This window comes from Sphingobium sp. TB-6 (assembly GCF_012927365.1).
Lineage (GTDB): Bacteria > Pseudomonadota > Alphaproteobacteria > Sphingomonadales > Sphingomonadaceae > Sphingobium.
In genome coordinates this window covers 204,050-224,932 of the sequence record NZ_JABBGL010000006.1, presented here as the reverse complement: position 1 = coordinate 224,932, position 20,883 = coordinate 204,050, and the positions used below count along the sequence as shown (strand labels likewise).

General features: G+C 63.7%; 22 protein-coding genes and 1 tRNA gene. 8 read left to right on the top strand and 15 right to left on the bottom strand.

Annotated features, from left to right (window positions below):
• Nucleotides 1-28: 28 nt before the first annotated feature.
• The 4 genes from HHL26_RS10900 to HHL26_RS10885 form a co-directional block, all read right to left on the bottom strand.
• Nucleotides 29-355, bottom strand: a complete 327-nt coding sequence (locus tag HHL26_RS10900) for a DUF423 domain-containing protein (RefSeq protein WP_066558356.1) — start codon at nt 353-355, stop codon at nt 29-31.
• The gene (locus HHL26_RS10895) at nt 352-2,172 is read right to left on the bottom strand and encodes a monovalent cation:proton antiporter-2 (CPA2) family protein (protein WP_066558353.1); all 1,821 of its coding nucleotides are present in this window, start codon (nt 2,170-2,172) and stop codon (nt 352-354) included. Before HHL26_RS10895 ends, HHL26_RS10900 begins: the two co-directional genes overlap by 4 nt.
• Entirely contained in the window at nt 2,172-2,594 is a 423-nt protein-coding gene (locus tag HHL26_RS10890; RefSeq protein WP_066558349.1) for an iron-sulfur cluster assembly scaffold protein, read from the bottom strand. Before HHL26_RS10890 ends, HHL26_RS10895 begins: the two co-directional genes overlap by 1 nt.
• A gap of 78 nt (nt 2,595-2,672) precedes the next feature.
• Nucleotides 2,673-4,751: a PBP1A family penicillin-binding protein gene (locus HHL26_RS10885; protein ID WP_169576095.1), complete on the bottom strand. Its 2,079-nt coding sequence runs from the start codon at nt 4,749-4,751 to the stop codon at nt 2,673-2,675.
• Between the two features lie 109 nt (nt 4,752-4,860).
• On the opposite strand from HHL26_RS10885, the gene HHL26_RS10880 reads away from it, so the two are divergent.
• A complete protein-coding gene (locus HHL26_RS10880; RefSeq protein WP_066558343.1) occupies nt 4,861-5,058 on the top strand; it encodes a hypothetical protein in 198 nt (65 codons plus the stop codon).
• Between the two features lie 14 nt (nt 5,059-5,072).
• On the opposite strand, the gene HHL26_RS10875 is transcribed toward HHL26_RS10880, so the two are convergent.
• Nucleotides 5,073-6,368, bottom strand: a complete 1,296-nt coding sequence (locus tag HHL26_RS10875) for an MFS transporter (protein ID WP_066558341.1) — start codon at nt 6,366-6,368, stop codon at nt 5,073-5,075.
• A gap of 147 nt (nt 6,369-6,515) precedes the next feature.
• Between HHL26_RS10875 and pgsA the strand changes: the two genes are divergently transcribed.
• From pgsA to HHL26_RS10860, 3 genes are read left to right on the top strand one after another with little or no spacing between them, the layout of a single operon-like run.
• A complete protein-coding gene (gene pgsA, locus HHL26_RS10870; RefSeq protein WP_066558340.1) occupies nt 6,516-7,079 on the top strand; it encodes a CDP-diacylglycerol--glycerol-3-phosphate 3-phosphatidyltransferase in 564 nt (187 codons plus the stop codon).
• 3 nt (nt 7,080-7,082) lie between these two features.
• Entirely contained in the window at nt 7,083-7,343 is a 261-nt protein-coding gene (locus HHL26_RS10865; protein ID WP_066558339.1) for a MoaD/ThiS family protein, read from the top strand.
• A complete protein-coding gene (locus HHL26_RS10860; protein ID WP_066558337.1) occupies nt 7,340-7,780 on the top strand; it encodes a molybdenum cofactor biosynthesis protein MoaE in 441 nt (146 codons plus the stop codon). Before HHL26_RS10865 ends, HHL26_RS10860 begins: the two co-directional genes overlap by 4 nt.
• A 127-nt stretch (nt 7,781-7,907) precedes the next feature.
• On the opposite strand, the gene HHL26_RS10855 is transcribed toward HHL26_RS10860, so the two are convergent.
• Together HHL26_RS10855 and HHL26_RS10850 are read right to left on the bottom strand one after the other, a co-directional pair.
• Nucleotides 7,908-8,834 carry a hydrogen peroxide-inducible genes activator gene (locus HHL26_RS10855; protein ID WP_066558331.1) on the bottom strand — a complete coding sequence of 309 codons (927 nt, stop codon included), beginning with the start codon at nt 8,832-8,834 and terminating at the stop codon, nt 7,908-7,910.
• Nucleotides 8,835-8,873: 39 nt separating this feature from the next.
• Nucleotides 8,874-9,647, bottom strand: a complete 774-nt coding sequence (locus HHL26_RS10850; protein WP_066558326.1) for a sulfite exporter TauE/SafE family protein — start codon at nt 9,645-9,647, stop codon at nt 8,874-8,876.
• Between the two features lie 160 nt (nt 9,648-9,807).
• Here HHL26_RS10850 and epsC point away from each other — a divergent pair, with 160 nt between their 5' ends.
• The 3 genes from epsC to HHL26_RS10835 all read left to right on the top strand — a co-directional run bounded on the left by epsC (nt 9,808) and on the right by HHL26_RS10835 (nt 11,959).
• A complete protein-coding gene (epsC, locus tag HHL26_RS10845; RefSeq protein ID WP_169576094.1) occupies nt 9,808-10,530 on the top strand; it encodes a serine O-acetyltransferase EpsC in 723 nt (240 codons plus the stop codon).
• Nucleotides 10,530-10,886: a DUF2794 domain-containing protein gene (locus tag HHL26_RS10840; RefSeq protein ID WP_066558315.1), complete on the top strand. Its 357-nt coding sequence runs from the start codon at nt 10,530-10,532 to the stop codon at nt 10,884-10,886. Before epsC ends, HHL26_RS10840 begins: the two co-directional genes overlap by 1 nt.
• 140 nt (nt 10,887-11,026) lie before the next feature.
• Nucleotides 11,027-11,959 carry a nitronate monooxygenase family protein gene (locus HHL26_RS10835; RefSeq protein ID WP_066558310.1) on the top strand — a complete coding sequence of 311 codons (933 nt, stop codon included), beginning with the start codon at nt 11,027-11,029 and terminating at the stop codon, nt 11,957-11,959.
• 20 nt (nt 11,960-11,979) lie between these two features.
• On the opposite strand, the gene HHL26_RS10830 is transcribed toward HHL26_RS10835, so the two are convergent.
• Together HHL26_RS10830 and HHL26_RS10825 are read right to left on the bottom strand one after the other, a co-directional pair.
• On the bottom strand, nt 11,980-12,852 hold the full coding sequence (locus HHL26_RS10830) for an alpha/beta hydrolase (protein WP_066561819.1): 873 nt from the start codon (nt 12,850-12,852) through the stop codon (nt 11,980-11,982).
• A gap of 134 nt (nt 12,853-12,986) precedes the next feature.
• Nucleotides 12,987-14,948 carry a PAS domain-containing sensor histidine kinase gene (locus tag HHL26_RS10825; protein WP_066558307.1) on the bottom strand — a complete coding sequence of 654 codons (1,962 nt, stop codon included), beginning with the start codon at nt 14,946-14,948 and terminating at the stop codon, nt 12,987-12,989.
• Nucleotides 14,949-15,158: 210 nt separating this feature from the next.
• Between HHL26_RS10825 and HHL26_RS10820 the strand changes: the two genes are divergently transcribed.
• A tRNA-Gly gene (locus tag HHL26_RS10820) sits at nt 15,159-15,232 on the top strand.
• Nucleotides 15,233-15,246: 14 nt separating this feature from the next.
• Here HHL26_RS10820 and HHL26_RS10815 read toward each other — a convergent pair.
• Genes HHL26_RS10815 through cyoB form a run of 6 tightly spaced genes read right to left on the bottom strand, consistent with a single transcriptional unit; the run spans nt 15,247 to nt 20,883 of the window.
• The gene (locus HHL26_RS10815; RefSeq protein ID WP_066558302.1) at nt 15,247-15,777 is read right to left on the bottom strand and encodes a response regulator transcription factor; all 531 of its coding nucleotides are present in this window, start codon (nt 15,775-15,777) and stop codon (nt 15,247-15,249) included.
• Nucleotides 15,770-17,095 (bottom strand): ATP-binding protein, encoded by a 1,326-nt coding sequence (locus HHL26_RS10810; RefSeq protein WP_066558299.1) that lies wholly within the window; start codon nt 17,093-17,095, stop codon nt 15,770-15,772. Before HHL26_RS10810 ends, HHL26_RS10815 begins: the two co-directional genes overlap by 8 nt.
• Nucleotides 17,092-17,817 (bottom strand): SURF1 family protein, encoded by a 726-nt coding sequence (locus tag HHL26_RS10805; RefSeq protein ID WP_066558297.1) that lies wholly within the window; start codon nt 17,815-17,817, stop codon nt 17,092-17,094. Before HHL26_RS10805 ends, HHL26_RS10810 begins: the two co-directional genes overlap by 4 nt.
• Entirely contained in the window at nt 17,814-18,245 is a 432-nt protein-coding gene (gene cyoD / locus HHL26_RS10800; protein ID WP_066558295.1) for a cytochrome o ubiquinol oxidase subunit IV, read from the bottom strand. The genes HHL26_RS10805 and cyoD overlap by 4 nt, the downstream gene beginning before the upstream one ends.
• On the bottom strand, nt 18,242-18,871 hold the full coding sequence (gene cyoC, locus HHL26_RS10795; RefSeq protein ID WP_066558292.1) for a cytochrome o ubiquinol oxidase subunit III: 630 nt from the start codon (nt 18,869-18,871) through the stop codon (nt 18,242-18,244). Before cyoC ends, cyoD begins: the two co-directional genes overlap by 4 nt.
• A 5-nt stretch (nt 18,872-18,876) precedes the next feature.
• Nucleotides 18,877-20,883 (bottom strand): cytochrome o ubiquinol oxidase subunit I, encoded by a 2,007-nt coding sequence (gene cyoB, locus HHL26_RS10790; protein ID WP_066558287.1) that lies wholly within the window; start codon nt 20,881-20,883, stop codon nt 18,877-18,879.

Here is a 20,883-nt window from a genome sequence, read left to right as displayed (position 1 = left end):
GCAAGTGGTGGGCGTTGGAGGCGCGCCATCATCCGCGCCAATATATCCAGGCCGCCCATATCCACCCGGCGATCATCAGGGTTCCGCCGATCGGCGTCACCGCGCCCAGCCATTTGGGCGCTCCGAACGCCATGGCATAGAGGGTGAAAGCGAAAATCGCCGCTCCGCCCAATTGCAGCGCCGCCGGACCCCGCGCCACCCCCATGATGGCGAGTGCGGCCACGGCATGGATGAGCTGATAGAGGCCGCCAGTGCGCAGCCATTCCGCGGCCTGCGGGCTGGCCGCGCCATGCGCGCCAAAGGCTCCCGCCGCAATCGCCAAAGCCGCCGATAGCGCCGCCAGAACCGCAATCATGCTTCTTCCTCCCCTTCGCCGCGCGCCAGCAGACGCATCCGCCTGCCGGGCCGGTACATCAAATCCTTGGCCGCCAGCAAATTGCCATGCTCGATCTGCAACGCCATGCGCTGCTCATCATTCCGGCGATATTGGCGCTCGACCTCCTCGACCTCCTCGGGCGGCACGCCCAGCGCCTGCATCGCCTGCACGCCCATGAGAATCGCGGATTCGAACACTTCGCGCACGATGCCTGCCAGATCCATGTCCTTGAGAGCCAGCAACTGCCGCCGGTCAAAGGCGCGCACCACCAGCGCAGCCTGCGGGAAAGCCTCCGCAATCGGTTCCAGCGCCCGCGCATCGAGCGAGGGATCGTCGATGCAGAAGGCGATCAGCCGCGCCTCTTCCGCGCCCGATCGGCGCAGCAGGTCGATCCGCGTGCCGTCGCCATAATAGACGTTCATGTTGAAGCGGCTGGACACTTCGATCTGGGATGGCTTCTTGTCGATCGGCACCACGCCGAAGCCATGGCCCATCAGCATTTGCGCAACGGTTTGCCCGAAACGGCCATAGCCGACGATGATGGCGGTGCCGCGCGGCGCATCCTCGGGCTTGGGCAGGTCCGGCCTAGCTTTGGGCTTGGCGAATTCCAGCCTGCGGGCGAACAGCATCAGGAAGGGCGTCGTCGCCATGGAGAAGGTGACGATGGCGCTGAACAGGCTGGCCGCCTGGGGCGCGATCAGCAGGGCGTTCTGCGCCTGCGCGAACAGGACGAAGCCGAATTCGCCGCCCTGGCTCAGCAGCAGCCCCGCGCCGATGGCCTGATTCCACTCCATGCCGAACAGCCGGGCGAGGCCGGTGATCAGCCCCGCCTTGGTCAGCACCAATATCGCCGCCATGCCGATGACGAAGAAGGGATTGGCCGCCACCACATGCAGGTCGAGCACCATGCCGACCGCCAGGAAGAATAGGCCAAGCAGGATCGAGCGGAAGGGTTCGACATCCGCCTCTATCTCGTGCCGATAGGGCGAATCGGCCAGCATCACGCCTGCGATAAAGGCGCCCAGCGCGGTCGAGAGGTGCAGGCTATGCATCAACGCCGCCGCCGCCAGCACCGTGAACAGCCCGACCGTGACGAACAGCTCCCGCTCGCCCAGCCGCCCGACCAGTTGCAGCAGCGGGCGCAGGATGAACCGGCCCGCCAGCACCAGCCCGGCAATCGCCGCGACCGTATAGCCCGCCATCATCCATCCCGGCGGCCCGCCGACATCTTCGGGATTGCGCGACAGGGCCGCGACGATGGTGATCAGCGGAACGATCGACAGATCCTGGAACAGCAGGATCGAAAACACCTTCTCGCCAAAGGGCGAATTGATGCGGCCGCTGCTCTTGAGGCCGGGAAGAACCTGCGCGGTGGAGGAAAGCGCGAGCGGCAACCCCAGTGCGATCGCTGCCCCCCAGGTGAAGCCCGTGGTGTAGAAGATGATCGCCGTCAGCGCGCATCCGCACAGCACCACCTGCGCCGTGCCCAGAGCGAAAATATCCCGTTTCAGCCGCCACAAGCGCGCCGGATGCAGTTCCAGCCCGACCAGGAAGAGCAGCAGAACGATGCCGATCTCTGCAATGGCAAGCTTCGATTCCGCCCCGCCGACCAGCCTCAGCCCCTGCGGCCCGACCAGTGCGCCGGCAACCAGATAGCCGAGCACGGCGCCCAGTCCCAGGCGGCGGAAAACCATGACGAACAGCACCGCCGCGCCAAGCAGCACCACCCCTTCGGAGAGCAATATGTCGGTGGCGGAAACCGGCGAAGCGGCGACCTGCGCAACCTGTCCCTGCATCAGGCGTCGGCCATGCGCGCGGCTTCGGCAATGGCTTCGAAGCCCAGCCGGATGGAGGCATGGCGCGCCGGATAGCCCCGGGCAGGCGCCAGCACCGCCAGCCCTGGCCAGAAATCCAGATCGTCGCTTTCCCCGGCCAGATAGGCGGTCAGCCGGTCCCGCGCATCGGCCAGCTCATCGGCGGTGAGGCCGATCGCCTGCGCCGCCATCAGCGCCGCCGAAGCCTGCCCCAGGGCGCAGGCCTTCACGTCCAGTCCCAAATCGGCAAGCCTTCCCGCTTCCATCCTGACATCTGCCGTCACCCGCGACCCGCAGGTGGGCGAGCGTTTCTCCACGCTCGCCTGCGGATCGGGCAGCCGCTTGTGATGGGGAATGTTCGCGGCCAGCCGCAAAATGTCCTTATTGTAGAGGGGGGCGCTCATCCCCACCCATGTAGGGCAGGATGCGCCGGGGAGAAAGGGCGCAACCCCATGTTTTGTTGCAGCCGCGCCGCTCTCATCTCAAGGCCTTTGATCGCTCGCGGCCGGATCGGTCGGGACGACGATGCGCGGCGGTGGCGTGCCGGGCTGCGGTCCGGGCGCGCCCGGCGGAGGTTCGGGCGGCTGGTCGATCGGCAAACGAAGCTGTCCGTTGCCGATATTCACCGTCACGCCCTGCGTATCCAGGCCAACGCTCATATTGCCCAGGCCCGCCTCCGTCGCGACATTGGCGATGGCGTTGACCAGATCGCTGTCTTTCGTCTCCTCCGGCGCATCCTCGACCGGCTCGTTGATCGCGCCCGCCATGAAATTGCGCCAGATCCGCGCAGGCACGCCGCCACCCGCCGCGCCGCCGGGCAGGGGGGTGTTGTCGTCATTGCCGATCCATACCGCCGTCACCAGCCCGCCCGCATAGCCGACGAAGATCGCGTCCCGGCTGTCCTGCGTCGTGCCGGTCTTGCCGAAGGTGCTGGTCCGCAACGCCGCCGCGCTTCCGGTTCCGCGATTGGCGGCGGAGGACAGCAGGTCGCGGATCATCTCCAACTGATCGTCGCTGAAAGCTTTTCGGCGGCTCAGCAGCCGGTCGAACCAGCCCTGTTCCTCGGGCGGCAGGCCATGGGCCAGCACCGGATAGGCGCCCGCCGCCACCGCCGCATAGGCCTCGGTCAGTTCCACCAGCGGGATTTCCGAGGTGCCGAGCGCCAGGCTTAAGTCCTCGGTCAGCGGCGCGGTGACGCCCAGATCGCGCGCCACCTTGATGACATTGTCGACGCCGATCTTCTGCGTCAGCCGCACCGCCGCGACGTTGCTCGACGCGGCAAAGGCCTGACGCAGCGTGATCCGGCCGCGATATTTGCCGCCATGATTGGCCGGGCGATAGGTGCCGGTGGTGATCGGCGTGTCCTCGATGAAATCGTCGGGCGTCATGCCTGCGCGAAATGCCGCGAGATAGACGAACAGCTTGAACGTCGAACCCGGCTGGCGCTTCGCCTGCACAGCGCGATTGAAGGCGCTTTTGCCATAATCCTTGCCGCCCACCATGGCGACGACGCTGCCATCGGGCTTCATCGCCACTAGCGCCGCTTCCGCCTTGCCCAACGGTGCGCGGCGGATCGCGGCTTCCGCCAGCCTTTGAATGCGCCAATCCAGCGTGGTCGTCACATTTTGCGCGCCATAGACCGCGCCCGCCCGATCCCGCGCCTGGGGCAGAACCCAATCCGCGAAATAAGTGCCGCTGGTCGGATCGGGCGCCTCATGCACATTGAGCCGCGCGGGGGGCAGGGCATCGCGCTGCGCCTTGCTGATATAGCCCGCTTCGACCATCGCCTGAGTCACCAGCGCCGCCCGGTCCCGCGCACCTTTCAGATTGGCGGTCGGCGCAAGCCGGGAGGGCGCCTTCAGCAACCCGGCGAGCATCGCCGCCTGCGGGATGGTCAGCCGTTCGGGCTGGCGGTTGAAATAATGCAGCGACGCGGCCCGCAGGCCGTAGACATTGTCTCCGAAATAGACGTTGGAGAGGTAGCGCTCCATGATCTGGTCCTTGGTCAGCCACGCTTCCAGCCAGAAGGCGATCAGCGCCTCCCGCGCCTTGCGGCCGAAAGTCTGGTCGCTGGAGAGGAACACGCCTTTGGCGAGCTGCTGGGTGATCGTGCTGCCGCCCTGGGACGAGCCGCTGGACCAGAGATTATGCCAGGCCGCCCGCGCCACGCCGCGAGGGTCGACGCCCCAATGATCGTAGAATCGCCGGTCCTCGATCGCCATGAAGGCCTGCGGCACATGTTTGGGCAGCGCGGCGACCGTCACCGGCCTGTCGATGATCGCGCCGCGCCGCGCGATCAGATGGCTGTCCGCCGACATCAGACTGATGCTGGGCGGCGCGATGGGCTTCAAGGAACGCGACATCGGCGCCGTCACCGCAAGCCAGGCGATGATGATCATCAGCAGCGCCAGCAGGGCCGCGACCACCCATCCGGCGATCTGCACCCGGCGCCTCCAGGGTCTTGGCGGCGCAAAGGCGCTTGGCGGGCCGGCGCCGAAGACGCGGGGCGGCAGGGTTTCGGGCTCCGGAGTCGGCTGGGGGTCTTTCATCGCTTCGGTCATGCTGTGTTATTTGCCTGATACAGTCAAGCATGTCCCGTCGCGGGACAGCCCCGGATTAACCGTGAATCGCGATGTTCCAAATGGTAAAGAATCTCTTAACTTGTCGCTCATGAGAACGAGACCTCTAGTCCTGACGAGCGAGTCGGCCCGCCATCCGTTCCGCCAGCGGCTGCCGCGCCACGTGCTGCGCCTGGCCGATGAAGCGGCCAGTCGTCCCCGTGCGCAGCCATCCGACGACAATGACTGGAAGCTGTTCATGCTAAGCTTCGGCGCCTTCTTCACTGCCTTCTACAGCTTCATTTTTTAGGAGCCGCCGCTGCCTCAATCGCAGGCCTTGTGCAGCGTCCATGCGATCCACGCACAGGGCAGGCACAGCGCCGCCACCAGCAGCAACTGGTTCACCACCGATAGCCCGGCGATGCTGAGGCTGATGGTGATCAGCGATCCGATCACCATCGCGCCCGAATTGACGATATTGTTCGCCGCGACCGTCCGCGCCGCCTCGCATTTCTCGACCGTGGTGGTGAGGAAGGCATAGAGCGGCACCACGAACATGCCGCCGAAGGTCGCCACGCATAGCAGGCAGATCGACAGCGGAATCGCCAGTGGATGGGACAGAAATCCCGCCAGCGAAAGCATCCGCCCGTCGGACCCCGCCATCCAGAGATCGCACACGATATGGAAGGCGATGATGCTGATTCCCATGCCGATCACGGAAGCCGGGGCATATTTGGCCGACACATGCCCCCCCAGCATCCGGTTGATCGCGACAGATCCGATGGCGATGCCGATCGAAAAAATGCCCAGGAACAGGCTGGCGACCGACTTGTCGGCGCTCAGCACATTCTTGACCAGCGGCGGGAACTGGATGAACAGCACGGTGCCCACGGCCCAGAAGAAGCTGATCGCCATGATGGCAAGGTAAAGCCGCCTGATATGCATCGTTCCCCGCACCAGCGTTATCGAGGATCGGATGATGTGAAAATCGATCGGCTGCCGCTCCAGCAGCGATGGGGCGGGCGGCACCTTGCGGCCGGCGAGCCAGCCGATCACGGCGGTCAGGATGATGCCGACCGCCGCCGCCTGCACCGGGATGACCCCGGCCAATATGGTCCCGGCGAGAATCGCGATATAGGTTCCCGCCTCGACCAGTCCGGTTCCGCCCAGCACTTCCTCATCATGCAGATGCTGCGGCAGAATCGCATATTTGATCGGCCCGAAGAAGGTCGAATGCACCCCCATGGCGAACAGCGCGACCAGCAGCAGCGGAATGGCGAGCGTATGGACCGCGATCCCGCTCCAGATCAGCGCCAGCCCGGCCGCGCCGACGGTCATGATGACGATTTCGGCGGCCTTGACGATGCGGATGATGGTCGCCTTGTCCCGTTGATCCGCCAATTGTCCGGAGAGGGCGGACAGCAGGAAAAAGGGCAGGATGAACACGCCCGTCGCCAGCGCGCTGAACCAGGTTTCGGATTTCTCGTCATTGTAGACGGTGTAGACGACGAACAGCACCATCGCATTCTTGAACAGATTGTCGTTGAAGGCGCCGAGGAGCTGGGTGATGAAAAGCGGCAGAAAACGTCGCTTGTTGAGGAGCCTGAGAGAGGCTTGCATGGGCGAGGGGGTCTTCTTCGCTGTGGATGAGCGTGGCGGGGTCTAGCCATAGATGACTGGTCTGTCCAATCCTCCCGTGCGCGAAGGCGTGTCGCCTTGCTCGTGCGACCGCTTGTGCACCGGCGCTGACTGTGGCAGTCCGCCGCCATGCTGACGCTGCCCAATTTGCTGACGCTTTCGCGTATATTGACCGTACCCCTGCTGGTCGCCCTGCTCTGGCCCGCCGAAATCGGCGCGCGCTGGACCACGGGCTATATGCTGGCCTTCGCGCTCTATTGCCTGATGGGGATCACCGATTATTTCGACGGCTATCTCGCCCGGGCGCAGGGCGCGGTGTCGAGACTGGGCATTTTCCTCGATCCCATTGCCGACAAGATCATGGTCGGCGCGGTGATCCTGATGCTGTCGGCCACCCGCGACATTTCGGGCATCCATATCGCCGCGGCGATGATCATCCTGCTGCGGGAGATCGCCGTGTCGGGCCTGCGCGAATTTCTGGCGGGGCTCCAGGTGTCCGTGCCGGTGTCCCGCCTCGCCAAATGGAAGACCACCTTTCAGCTCATCGCCCTGGGTGCGCTGATTCTCGCAGGCGCTGTCCCGCAATTCCCCTTCGTGCAACTGGTCGGCATCGCCACTCTCTGGGCGGCGGCGATCCTGACCCTGGTCACGGGCTGGGATTATCTGCGCGTCGGCATCAAGCATATGGATTGAGCGATGGCACGGCTTAGCCTCGTCTATTTCGCCTGGGTCCGCGAAGCCATCGGCCGGGATGAGGAGCAGGTCGAGCGGCCCGCCGCCGATGTCACCATCGGCGCGCTTATCGCCACGCTGGCGGCGCGGGGCGGCGGCTATGCCGAGGCCTTTGCGCGACCGGACAAGCTGCGCGCGGCGCTCGACCAGCGCTTCGTGCCGCTCGACAGCCCGATCGGGGAAGCGAAGGAACTGGCGATCTTTCCGCCGGTCACGGGCGGATGAGCAGCGTTTCCATCCAGACCGGGGATTTCGACCCGGCGACGGAACTCGCCGTGCTGGAGGCAAGCGGCGGCGGCGGCGTCGCCAGCTTCACCGGCATCGTGCGGGGGGATGGCGGGCTGATCGCGCTCGAACTCGAACATTATCCGGCGATGACGACGGCGCAGGTCGAACGCATCGTTGCCGAGGCAAGCGAACGCTGGCCGTTGCTTGGCGTGCGGGTGATCCATCGCTTCGGGCGGCTTGAGCCGGGCGAGCGGATCGTCTTCGTCGGCACCGCCTCACGCCACCGCACGGCTGCGTTGGAGGCCTGCGCGTTCCTCATCGACTGGCTGAAATCGCAGGCGCCCTTCTGGAAGAAGGAGCATTTCGATGACCGCACCGCCTGGGTCGAAGCCCGCGCCGAGGATGATGTGAAGGCTGATAGTTGGAAGCGGTAACGCGCTCTGACTTACGCTGCCAAACCTCCGTGCTCCTGCGCAGGCAGGAGCCCAGTCCCGCCGTCTGAACTGGACTCCTGCCTGCGCAGGAGCACGGTGATTCTTCGTCCAAGGCAACGCTCGTTGTCTAAGCCGCCCGGCTGACCTCCGGCAAATCCGCCGCATCGCGCAGCAGCTCCGCCAACAACCGGAATTCCTTGTCCCGGGGGCTGTTCTTGCGCCACACCAGCGCGATGTCGCGATGCGCCCGTTCCGACCGCAGCGGCCGGGCGGTGATCTGCGTATGGTCCAGCAGTCCGCTGGCGATCGCCATTTCCGGCATGATGGTCATGCCCAGGCCGTTATCCACCATCTGCACCAGCGTATGCAGCGAAGTCCCCATCATCATCGCGCTCGCCCGGATTTCCGGCCGGTTGCACGCAGCCAGCGCATGGTCCTTCAGGCAATGACCGTCCTCCAGCAGCAGCAGCTTGGTCTCGTCGATCATCTCGGGCGTGATCCATTCGGGCGGATCGCGCGGATCATCGCGCGGGAAGGCGACATAGAGCCGGTCCTGGAACAATATTTCGCTGTCCAGTTCCCCGGTCGGAAAGGGCAGGGCCAGCAGCACGCAATCCACATTGCCATGCCGCAGGGATTCGATCGCCGCCTGCGTCGTTTCCTCGCGCAGGTAAAGCTTCAGTTCCGGCCGCTCGTTGCGCAGTTTGGGCAGCAGGCGGGGCAGCAGAAAGGGCGCGATGGTGGGAATGACGCTCATGCGCAATTCGCCGGTCAGCGGCTTGCCCGAAGCTTCCGCAATGGCGGCCAGTTCCTCCGCCTCGCGCAGCACGCGATGCGCCTTCTCGACGATGCGGTCGCCCAGCGCGGTGAAGCGCACCACCCGGCGGGTCCGCTCGACCAGCGTGATGCCGACCAGCGACTCCAGCTCGCGAATGCCCGCCGAAAGCGTCGACTGGGTCACGAAACAACTGTCCGCCGCCTTGCCGAAATGGCCATGCTCCTTCAGCGCCACAAGATATTGTAGCTGCTTGAGCGTGGGCATGTAGCTCGACATTGATCGCCTTCCTCGATTGGAAGGTGCAATATAAGTGGTTTAGCCGATATATCCAAGCCATTTGGCCACGCCGAACAGCGATGTCAGCGTCAGGATCGATCCCACGGCGATGAACAGCGTCCGTGGCGAGACGTGCCGGGCCAACTTCGCACCGAAGGGCGCCGCAATCACGCCGCCGATCAGCAGGCCGATCGTGTAGGTGGTGAAGGTTTCCCATCCCAGATGCAGCAGGAAGGTGATGCTGATCGACAGGGTCAGGATGAATTCGACGCTGTTGACCGTGCCGATGGTGTGCCGCGGGCTCGATCCCTGGATCAGCAGGTTCGATGTCACCACCGGCCCCCAGCCGCCGCCGCCGGTCGCGTCCATGAAGCCGCCGACAAGGCCCAGTGGCCCCACCCATTTGGGATCGCGCGCCTGGGGCGGGTAATGGAAACCGCGCCAGACCAGATAGACGCCGATCGCCGTCAGGTAGAATTGCACGAACGGCTTGATGACGGCGCCGTCGACATGGGACAGCAGATAGGCGCCCGTGACGCCGCCGATCACGCCTGGAATGATGAGCCGCGCGAACAGCCGCCAGTCGACGTTGCGATGGGCGATATGGCTGATCGCGGATACGCCGGTGGTGAAGGTTTCCGCCGCATGCACGCTGGCCGAAGCCCTGCTGGGCGGCACGCCGAGCGCCAGCAGCAGCGTGCTGGAAATGACGCCATAGGCCATGCCTAGGGCGCCGTCGATCATCTGGGCGCCGAAACCGATAAGAATGAAAGGCAGAATTTCGCCGAAATGGGCGATAAAGGTGTCGATCATTCAATGGTCCCTGTTATGATTGTCTACCGCCTTGATTGGTATATCACGGGCCGCCAAGAAACTTTCTGTTTTATCGGGCGAAGCCGAAATAGCCTGCCATCTGGAAAATTCATCCTTTTGCGCTTATGTACCAGTTGGTCGGTTTCATCAGGGGCGCTGCATGCTGCGCAATTTTATTGCTTATCTGGACTCGGTCAAATCCCGTGACCCTGCTCCGCGCTCGCGCGCCGAAATCCTGCTCTATCCGGGCGTCTGGTCGCTGGCCTTCCATCGCGTGGCGCATCGCCTCTATCGCGCCCGGCTCTATTTCCTGGCCCGGGCGGTGAATCATTTCTCGCGATTCCTGACCGACAACGACATTCATCCAGGCGCCCGAATCGGCAAGCGCTTCTTCATCGACCATGGCTTCACGGTCGTCGGGGAAACGGCGGAGATCGGTGATGACGTCACTCTCTACCAGAATGTGACGCTGGGTGGCACCGACCCTGCGAACGGCATCGCCGGCAAGCGGCATCCCACGCTGGAGGACGGCGTCATCGTCGGGTCCGGCGCGCAGGTTCTGGGTCCGGTGCGCGTCGGCGCCCGAGCCCGCGTGGGAGCCAATGCCGTCGTGACCAAGGATGTGAAGGAAGGCGCCACCATGGTCGGCATTCCCGCCCGCGCCATGCTGGTCGACGTGACCGCCTATCAGCGCGAATTCCTGCCCTATGGCACGCCCTGCACGGACTGTTTCGATCCGGAAAAGCAGAAGCTGGAACTGCTTCAGTGCGAGGTCGAGCAATTGCAGAAGCGCCTGGCCGAACTGATCGCGGAACGCGGCAATGTGCCCAGTGATGCGCCGGGTGATGACATTCCCCTGTTCAAGGAGCGTGGCCGCGCCTGATGAGCAATGTGACGCCGTTCCCGTCGCAAGCAGCCCAGGGCGCAAGGGCAGCCGGTCAGACCGGTTTCGATCGTCTCGAACTTCAGCGGATCATGGATTTGTACGGCCGCATGGTCGCCGCCGGTCATTGGCGTGACTATGCGATCGACATGGGCCGCGAAGCCGCTATCTTCTCCGCCTTCCGCCGATCGGCCGAACGCCCGGAATTCCGAATCGAAAAACGGCCTTCCCTGCGCCACCGGCAGGGCATGTGGGCGCTGATCGGGGAGGCGGGCCATGTGCTGAAGCGCGGAACCGAGCTTCAGGGAATTCTCGCGCCGGTCGAGCGGCGCCTGCTCAAGATCGTCGGTGAATAATTTCCCTGTCGCCGTCGTTACGGCGAACGGCCGTTTCTGCCCGCGTCCCTGCCAAAGCTGAGTGCTGGGGTGAATTTCGCCTTTTTCTGCGGCTTGTCCGATGATAGCGCGGTGCCACATCAAAGGAGAGGCACCCGTCCATGAGCTTGCCGGCATTTTTAGAAGGCCGTTTGTCCCTGCCGCTGATCGGCTCACCGATGTTCATCGTGTCGCAGCCAACGCTCGTGATCGCCCAGTGCCGCGCCGGGATCATCGGCGCCTTTCCCTCGCTCAATGCCCGGCCTTCGGGCGTGTTCGAACAATGGCTGCAACATTTGGGAGAGGCTCTGACAGACAAGGATGCGCCCTTCGCCGTCAACCTGATCGTGCACAAGACCAACAGCCGGCTGGAGGAGGATCTCGCCCTCTGCGTCAAATATCGCGTGCCCATCGTGATCACCTCGCTCGGCGCGCGGGAGGATGTGAACAAGGCGGTGCATAGCTCTGGCGGCATCGTCCTGCATGACGTCATCAACAATGGCTTCGCGCGCAAAGCGATCGAGAAGGGCGCCGATGGGCTGATCGCCGTGGCGGCGGGGGCGGGCGGCCATGCAGGCACGCTGTCGCCCTTCGCGCTGGTGGAGGAAATCCGCGCCTGGTTCGATGGGCCGCTGGCCCTGTCGGGCGCGATCGCCACGGGACGATCGATCGCGGCGGCGCGGATGATGGGGGCGGACTTCGCCTATATGGGTTCCCCCTTCATCGCGACCGAGGAAGCCAATGCCGAACCGGCCTACAAGCAGATGATCGTCGATAGCGGCGCGGGCGACATCGTCTATTCCGACTATTTCACCGGCGTGCTCGGCAATTATCTGCGCCCCAGCATCGCCGCCGCCGGGCTGGACGCCGACAAGCTGCCCAAGGCGTCGGACATGGATTTTTCCAGCATAGCGGGCGGCGATAAAAAGGCCTGGCGCGACGTCTGGGGCGCGGGGCAGGGGATTGGCGCCATCCGCCAAATCCAGTCCGCCACGGCCTTCATCGCGCAACTTAAAGCGGAATATCAGGCTGCCGTTGCCGCCTTTGGAGCATAGCTACTCTCAGGAAGGTCGAATCACAGGAATCCGCGCAATTCCGCGATGAAGCGGTCGAACTGGTCATGGTGCAGCCAGTGGCCCGCATCCGCGAATTCGACCAGCCGGGCATCCTGAAAATGCGCGGCGCGTCCGTCCTTCACCGGATTGGACGCCCAGCTATCCAGCCCTAGGCACAACAGGGTCGGACAAGCGATCCGGCTCCAGAATTCGGGCAGGTCCATGTCGTTCCAGGCCTGCGGCGCCGGGTCGTGCAGATAGGGATCGAATTTCCAGCGGTAACTGCCATCCTCATTGCGATTGACGCCGTGGATGGTGAGGTGCATCGCCTGCTCGACTGACAGATGGTCGTTGCGTTCCCGCATGCGCGCGACTGCCGCCTCTATGGTCGGGTAATGCCGACGCGTCTGCCGCGCCCGCGTCCGCCGCTTTTCTATCCATTGCAGCCATTGTTCGGGCGCCGGTTTCGCCGCATGTTCCTGGATCCGGCTGGGCGATAGGCCCAGCCCCTCTATGGCGACGATCTTGGCGACCTTTTCCGGGAACAGTCCGGCATAGCGCAGCGCGATCGAACCGCCCAGCGAATGGCCGACCAATATCACCGGACCCCGGCCCAATTGTTCGACCAACTGCGCCAGGTCGTAGACATAGTTCGCCATCATATAGGAACCTTCGGCCGACCAGGCGCTGTCGCCATGGCCGCGCAGGTCGAGCGCGATGACATGATAATCCCTCGCCAGCGCCCGCGCCGTCCAGTCCCAGCTCCGCGCATGATCGAACCCGCCATGCACCAGGATCAGCGTCGGCGCCGCGCTGTTGCCCCAGTCCAGATAATGCAGGCGCATGCGCAGCGACGTGTAGAAATGCGAAGTCGGCGCGGCTGGCGTGTTCATGCGATCCTGCGAACTGGTGGAAAAGGGGCGGACGATGTTCATGTCTCTTTGGCGAACTCCCCACTGCATGCAAGGGGTGAAGACCGAAAAATCTATGTTTTACGTATGTTTCGCCCAGCTTGGTAAAGATCGCGTTACAGATCGTCCGAATGGGCGGCCAGCTTGACGAGCTTCTGCCCCCCTTGCGTCACCGACGTCACCATTCGGGCCAGTTCGGCCTGCTTGAACGGCTTGTCCAGCCTTGGCCGCCTGGTCATGTTCGGCGGCAATTCGGCAAAGCCGGTGATGATGACGACGGGCAGGCCGGGCAACCGTTCCTCTATCTCGTCCGCCAGTTGCGTGCCGGTCATGCCCGGCATGGCATAATCGGTGATCACCAGATCGACGCTGCCCTGCTCCAGCACCCGCAGCGCATCCAGCCCCGATGTCGCCTGGAACACGGTATGCCCCAATTCCTCCAGCATGCCGGCGGTGTTGGTCAGCACCAGATCGTCATCGTCCACCGCCAGAATGACCAGCGGTTCCACAAACGCGGCAGCCATTATGTCGGACGTCACGACCGGCTCGTCCGCCACCATGCCTGCGGGTGCGACGGGCAGCCATAGCGACACGGTGGTCCCATGTCCCTGCTCGCTGACGATGGTCAGCGATCCGCCGCATTGTTCGGCAAAGCCATGCGCCATGGACAGGCCCAGGCCCGTGCCCTTGCCGATCCCCTTGGTGGTGAAAAAGGGTTCGCGCGCCCGATCCAGCGTGGCCGCGTTCATGCCTTCGCCCTCATCGATGATCGACAGGCGCACATAGCGTCGGCCGTCCAGATCGGGCCGTTGCGCTTTCGACAGCGTCGCTTCGGCGCCCTCGATGATGATCCGCCCGCCGCCCGGCATCGCGTCCCGCGCATTCACCGCCAGGTTCAGCAGCGCCAGTTCCAGTTGCGCCGGATCGGCATGGGCGGCGCTCAGATGCAGGGGAAAGCGCGTTTCGATGGAGACTCCGGTGCCCAGCGTCGTCTTCAGCAGATCGGCCATGTTCCGCACCAGGGCGACGCAATCGACGCTTTGCAGCTTCAACTCCTGCTTGCGGGCAAAGGCCAACATCCGTTGCGTCAGCGTCGCTCCGCGCTCGGCCGCGGTCATGGCGTTGTCGATATAGCGGGATATGTCGGCCCCAGTCGCCAGCCGCAGCCTGGCCAGGTCCAGGCTGCCGACGATCACCGCCAGCAGATTGTTGAAATCATGGGCGACGCCCCCGGTCAGCTTGCCGATGGCCTCCATCTTCTGCGCCTGGAAGATTGCTTCCCGCGCTTCGTCCAGCGCCAATTGCGTCTCGCGCCGTTCGGTGAGGTCGCGGGTGATCTTGGCAAAGCCGATCAGTTCGCCATCGGCTTCCCGGATCGCGTCGATGATGACATGCGCCCAGAAGCGCGATCCATCCTTGCGGATGCGCCATCCCTCAGCTTCGAACCGTCCTTCCCTGGCCGCTGTTTCCAGCGCCCGTGAGGGCAGGCCGGCCATGCGGTCCTCCTCCGAATAGAAGCGGGCGAAATTCTGGCCCAATATCTCTTCGGCCTTATAGCCCTTGAACCGTTCGGCCCCCGGATTCCAGCTTGTGATCGTCCCCACCGGGTCGAGCATGTAGATGGCATAGTCCGTCACGCCCTGCACCAGCAGGCGGAATCGTTCCTCGCTGCGCCGCAATTCCTCTTCGGCTGCGCGGCGTTCGGTCAGGTCGCGCGTGACCTTGGCAAAGCCGATCAACTGGCCGCCGGGTTCGCGAATGGGATCGATGACGACATGGGCCCAGAAACGCGAACCGTCCTTGCGAACGCGCCATCCCTCGGCCTCGAACCGGCCCTCATGCTCCGCCGTTTCCAGCGCCAGCGCGGGAATGCCTGCCGCCTGATCCTCCGGCGTATAGAATCGGGAAAAATGCTCACCGATGATTTCTTCGGCCTCATAGCCCTTGAAGCGGCGCGCGCCGGGATTCCAACTGACGATGATGCCGTTGGGCGACAGCATGTAGATCGCATAGTCAGTGACGTTCTGGACCAGCAACTCGAAGCGGTTTCCAGATCCTTCCGGTGCCGCCGTGCTCATGTGGGTCCCCGTGGATTATCTTGTTCGCCCTGAACAACGCTTCTGCGTGCCGGACGTTCCGCTTCCGAAAGCGATTGTTCGCGGGCGCCGGGCTGGCGGGCCATCGCCTTGCCGGCTGGAATATCGGCCGCCATGGCGCCATCCCCTCTGAAATTCTCCGCCGCGATGTCGTTGACGCCATTCGGATCAACGGCTAAGCCGCGCAGGCAGGCGGGTGTAGCTCAATGGCAGAGCAGAAGCTTCCCAAGCTTACGACGAGGGTTCGATTCCCTTCACCCGCTCCATCTGAAACTTAGGTTCAGCCCACCTGCCGCTTGGCGAGCTTCCTCGCCAGCGTCCGCCGGTGCATCCCCAGGCGCCGCGCCGCTTCGGAAATATTGAAGTCGCTGTCTTTCAGCACTTCATGGATATGCTCCCATTCCAGCGTCTTGATCGATGTCGGACGGGGCGCCAGCGGCGTGGATGGGTCGCCAGTGGAGCGCGCAAACGCCGCCTCTATATCATCGGTGTTGGACGGCTTGGCGAGATAGTTGGAAGCGCCCAGCTTGATCGCTTCGACCGCCGTCGCGATGCTGGCAAAGCCGGTCAGCACGACGATCACCATCGCCGGATCATGGGCATGCAATGTCTGCACGCAGACAAGCCCGGACTCCGCGCCCAGCTTCAGGTCGACCACCGCAAAGCCCGGCTTGCTGCCCGTCAGCACCATTTCCAGTGCCGCATGGCTGTCCGCCGTCAGCACCACATAGCCGCGCCGCTCGAAGGAGCGCTTGAGCGTCTTGGCAAATGCCTCATCATCCTCGACGATCACCAGCACGCGCTCAGACATCGGCATTTTCCTCTTCCATCGCCACGGTGCCCAGCGGCAGGCGCAACAGGATCAGCGCCCCGCTATCCGCGCCATTGCTTGCGCTGACGCTGCCGCCCAGCTTGCGTACGACATTGACGACCAGGAAGAGGCCCAGGCCGTGACCTTCCTTGCCCTTGCTCGATCGGTAGGGTTTGCCGAAATCCTCCAGCATGGCCTCGGAAAAGCCGCTGCCATTGTCGCGCACCGCGATGTTGAGCGAGCTGCTGTCGCGCCCGACCAGCAGGTCGATATAGGTCGCGCCTGCCTCCCGCGCATTGTCGAGCAGATTGCCGATCGCCTGCCGGATCACCGGATCGGCAATGATGCGCGGATAGTCATGCGGCCCGAAATCGCAGCGCAGCGGCATGCCCGGATTGGCTCTGCGCCACTCCATGGCGATGCCGTCGATGAAATCGCGCACATTGGTGACTTCCGGCGCTTCGCCCCGCGCCTCGCCGGAAGACAGCAGGATGCCGGTCACGATCGCCTTGCAGCGCTGCACTGCCGCCTGCATCTCCTCCACTTCTTCCACCAGGTCGGGATGGCCGGTGATCTCCGGCATATGCTTCCAGTCGCCCAGCACCACCGCAAGCTGCGACAGGGGCGTGCCCAGTTCATGCGCCGCGCCCGACGCCAACAGGCCCATCCGGATGATATGCTCCTCCTCCGCCGCCTGTTGCCGCAGTTTCGCCAGATAGGCGTCCCGCACCTGGAGGTTGCGTGTCACCGGCAGCACGAACAGCACCAGCAGCACCGCGATCATGGTCAGGCAGATCCAGGCGCCGATGATATGCAGGTCGAACAAATGGCCTTCCAGCACGCCATTCAGGTCCAGCGGCCGATAATGCAGCGCCAGCAGTCCCGCGCAGAGCGTCGAAACGAAGACGATCCCCCAGATGCTCCAGCGGTCGAGCAGCACCGCGCCCAGCGCCACCTGCACCAGATAGAGCGAGATGAAGGGATTGGTCGCCCCGCCGGAAAGATAAAGCTGCGCCGTCAGCAGCAGCACGTCGAACAGCAGCGAGAGGAACAGTTCGGCATGGGACACGTCCGTCCGCTTGCGCAGAACGCCGAAGCTCAGGCCATTCATCAATATCGCCATGCCCGCGACCAGCAGCATCGGGGCGATGGGCAGACGGATGCCCATGACGAAATGCACCGCCAATATGGTGATGAGCTGGCCCGCAATCGCCAGCCAGCGCAATTGCACCAGCAGCGCCAGATTCTTGCGGCCCGCAGCATCGGCCGGCCACTGGCTGGGCTGCCAGAGGGTGCTGATCGGCAGGTTCCGGTTCATCCCCGGCGGTCTTTCCGCTCCTGACGCATGACGAACATGTACGCGCCCGCGACCATCGCCGCCAGCACGAACCATGTGATCGCATATTGCAGATGGCTGTTGGGGAATTTGATGACCGTGAGACCGCCGACCGGCAGGCTGTCGGGACCGCTCGCTGCATCGGCGTCGATGAAATAATCGGCGGTCGGCCCATCGATCCCGCGAGCGGCGGCGATCGCGGCCACGTCACGCGAATACCAGCGATCCGTCGCCGGATCGTTGGAGCGCAGGAAACCGCCGCCCGGTTCGCTCAGGCGCAACAGCCCCGCGACATGCACTTCGCCCTGGGGCCGGGCATAATCCCGGCGCCTGTCCGGCGGCACGAAGCCGCGATTGACGATCAAGGTGAAGCCCTGGTCAGTGACGAGCGGCGTCAGCACCCAGAAACCGGGGCCGCGCACGGTCACCGCCTGTACGAGCGCAGTCTTGCCATGAAGGAAATGGCCCGAAATCCTCACCCGGCGATATTCATCGGCCCTTGCGGCGGCACGGGGAGCGGGGATGGGGCGGGCGTGGATTCGCGCATCGACGCGGGCGATCAGGTCGCGCTTCCAGCTCAGGCGCTGGACCTGCCAGGCGCCGAGCGCGCAGAAACCGGCAAAAAACAGAAGGGCGATCAGCGTCAGGCCGATCAGAAAGGCCGGGGAGCGCCTGGAGCGCCCCCCGTCTTGGGCCGTTTTCACGGCATTTCGCTCATATTCTGCATCGTTGACATGTCGTGCATGGCGCTCATGTCCATGTCCGCATGCGGCATCATATTGGCGTTCAGATGATACATGACCCACAGCGATCCCGACAGGACGATAACGACCAGAACGATGGTCAGCATCATCGCCATGAACGACCAGCCGCCTTCGACGCGGGTGTTCATGTGCAGGAAGTAGATCATGTGGACGATCACCTGCACCGCGGCAAAGCCCATGATGACCACGCCGGTCAGCTGCGGATCGTGCAGCACGCCGCTCATCACCAGCCAGAAGGGGATGGCCGTCAGGATCACCGACAGACCAAAGCCGATCATGTAGCTGCCGTAGCTGCCGTGCGAGCCTTCTTCATGATGATCGTCATGATGGTGGCCGTGGCCACCATGAGGATGGACAGCGTTGCTCACCGCAGGACTCCCATCAGATAGACAAAGGTGAAGACGCCGATCCAGATGACGTCGAGGAAGTGCCAGAACATGGAAAGGCACATCAGCCGGCGCTTGTTGGCCGGGATCAGACCTTTTTTCGCGACCTGCACCATCAGCGTGATCAGCCAGATCGAACCGAAGGTGACGTGCAGCCCGTGCGTGCCGACCAGCGTGAAGAAGGAGGACAGGAACGCCGAACGCTGCGGACCCGCGCCCTCATGGATGAGATGCGCGAATTCGTAGAGTTCGATGAACAGGAACGCCCCGCCGAACAGCAGCGTGACGACCAGCCAGCCCTGCGTGGCGCTGACCCTGTTCTTCTCCATCGCCAGCATGGCAAAGCCATAGGTGATCGACGAGAACAGCAGCATCGCGGTGTTGAGCGCGACGAGCGGCAAGTCGAACAGATCCTTCGGCCCCGGCCCGCCGGCATAGCTGCCGCCCAGCACCGCATAGGTGGCGAAGAGGATGGCGAAGATGAGGCAGTCGCTCATCAGATACATCCAGAAGCCCAGATTGGTGCTGTGGCCTTCGTGGAGGTGCGGCTCCTCGGGCAGGTGGTAGGCCCGCTCTTCCCGATGCGCCATTGCAGTTGCGCTAGTCATGAGTGTCAGGCTCCTGCCGCCGCGAGGGTGCGCGTGCGCTCTTCCTCGGTGCGCGTCACGACATCCTGCGGGATGTGGAAGTCGCGCTTGTAGTTGAAGGTGTGGCCGATCGCGACCGCGACGATCCCGACGAAGCTGAGACCCGCGAGCCACCAGATGTACCAGATCAGCGCAAAGCCGCAGAGCGTCGCCAGACCCGCGAGGATCACGCCCGCGCCGGTGCTGCTCGGCATATGGATCGGCTGGTAGCCGGAGAGCGGACGCTGATAATTGTTCCGCTTCATGTCCGCCCATGTGTCGGTGTCGTAGACGACCGGCGTGAAGGCGAAATTATACTCCGGCGGCGGCGACGACGTCGCCCATTCCAGCGTGCGGCCGTTCCACGGATCGCCCGTCTCGTCCTTCAGTTCCTCGCGCTTCCAGATGGAGACTGCGAACTGGACCAGCATGGCGCCGATGCCCGCCGCGATGATCGCAGCGCCGACGGCGGCGATGATGAACCAGATGTGGATCGACGGATCGTCGAACACGCGCATGCGGCGGGTGACGCCCATCAGGCCCAGGATGTAGAGCGGGGTGAAGGCCATCCAGAAACCGATCTGCCAGCACCAGAAGCTCACCTTGCCCCAGAAGACGTTCAGCTTGAAGCCGAACGCCTTGGGCCACCAGTAATTGATCGCTGCGAACAGGCCGAACAGCACGCCGCCAATGATCACATTATGGAAGTGCGCGATCAGGAACAGCGAGTTGTGCAGCACGAAGTCCGCGGGCGGAACGGCGAGCAACACGCCGGTCATGCCGCCGATCGTGAAGGTCAGCATGAAGGCGACGGTCCACATCATCGGCAGCTCGAAACGGATCTTGCCGCGATACATGGTGAACAGCCAGTTGAACAGCTTGGCCCCCGTCGGGATCGAGATGATCATTGTCGTGATGCCGAAGAAGCTGTTGACGCTGGCGCCCGACCCCATGGTGAAGAAGTGGTGCAGCCACACGAGGTAGGACAGCACCATGATGCAGCAGGTCGCATAGACCATGGAGGTGTAGCCGAAGAGACGCTTGCCCGAGAAGGTCGAGGTGACTTCGGAGAAAACACCGAACAGCGGCAGGATGAGGATGTAGACTTCCGGGTGGCCCCAGATCCAGATGAGGTTGACATACATCATCGGATTGCCACCGAAATCATTGGTGAAGAAGGCGGTGCCCAGATAGCGGTCGAGCGAGAGCAGGACGAGCGTGGCGGTCAGGATGGGAAAGGACGCGACGATCAGGATGTTCGCGCAGAGCGAGGTCCAGGTGAACACCGGCATCTTCATGAGGGACATGCCCGGCGCGCGCATCTTCACGATGGTCGCGATCAGGTTGATGCCGGACAGGGTCGTGCCGATACCGGCCACCTGTAGCGCCCAGATATAATAATCGACACCCGTGGCCGGGCTGTAGGCGATCCCCGAAAGCGGCGGATAGGCGAGCCAGCCGGTCTGGGCGAACTCACCCAGGAACAGCGACATCATCACCAACACCGCGCCGCCCGTGGTCATCCAGAACGAGAAATTGTTCAGGAAGGGGAAGCTGACGTCGCGCGCACCGATCTGCAACGGGACGATATAGTTCATCAAACCGGTGATGAACGGCATCGCCACGAAGAAGATCATGATGACGCCATGGGCCGTGAACACCTGATCATAATGGTGGGCGTTGAGATAGCCCTCCGACCCGTTGAAGGCGAGCGCCTGCTGTAAGCGCATCATGATCGCGTCGGCAAAGCCGCGCAGGAACATGATGAGGCCCAGCACCATATACATGATGCCGATCTTCTTGTGATCGACGCTGGTGAACCACTCCTTCCAGAGATAGCCCCAGAGCTTGAAATAAGTGAGCGCCGCGACCAGCGCCGCGCCGCCCAGCACCACCGCCGCGAAGGTCGCGACAATGATGGGCTCATGCCATGGGAAGCTGTCCCATGTCAGACGACCGAAGATCATCTGTGCTGTTGTCATTGTGCCAGTCAT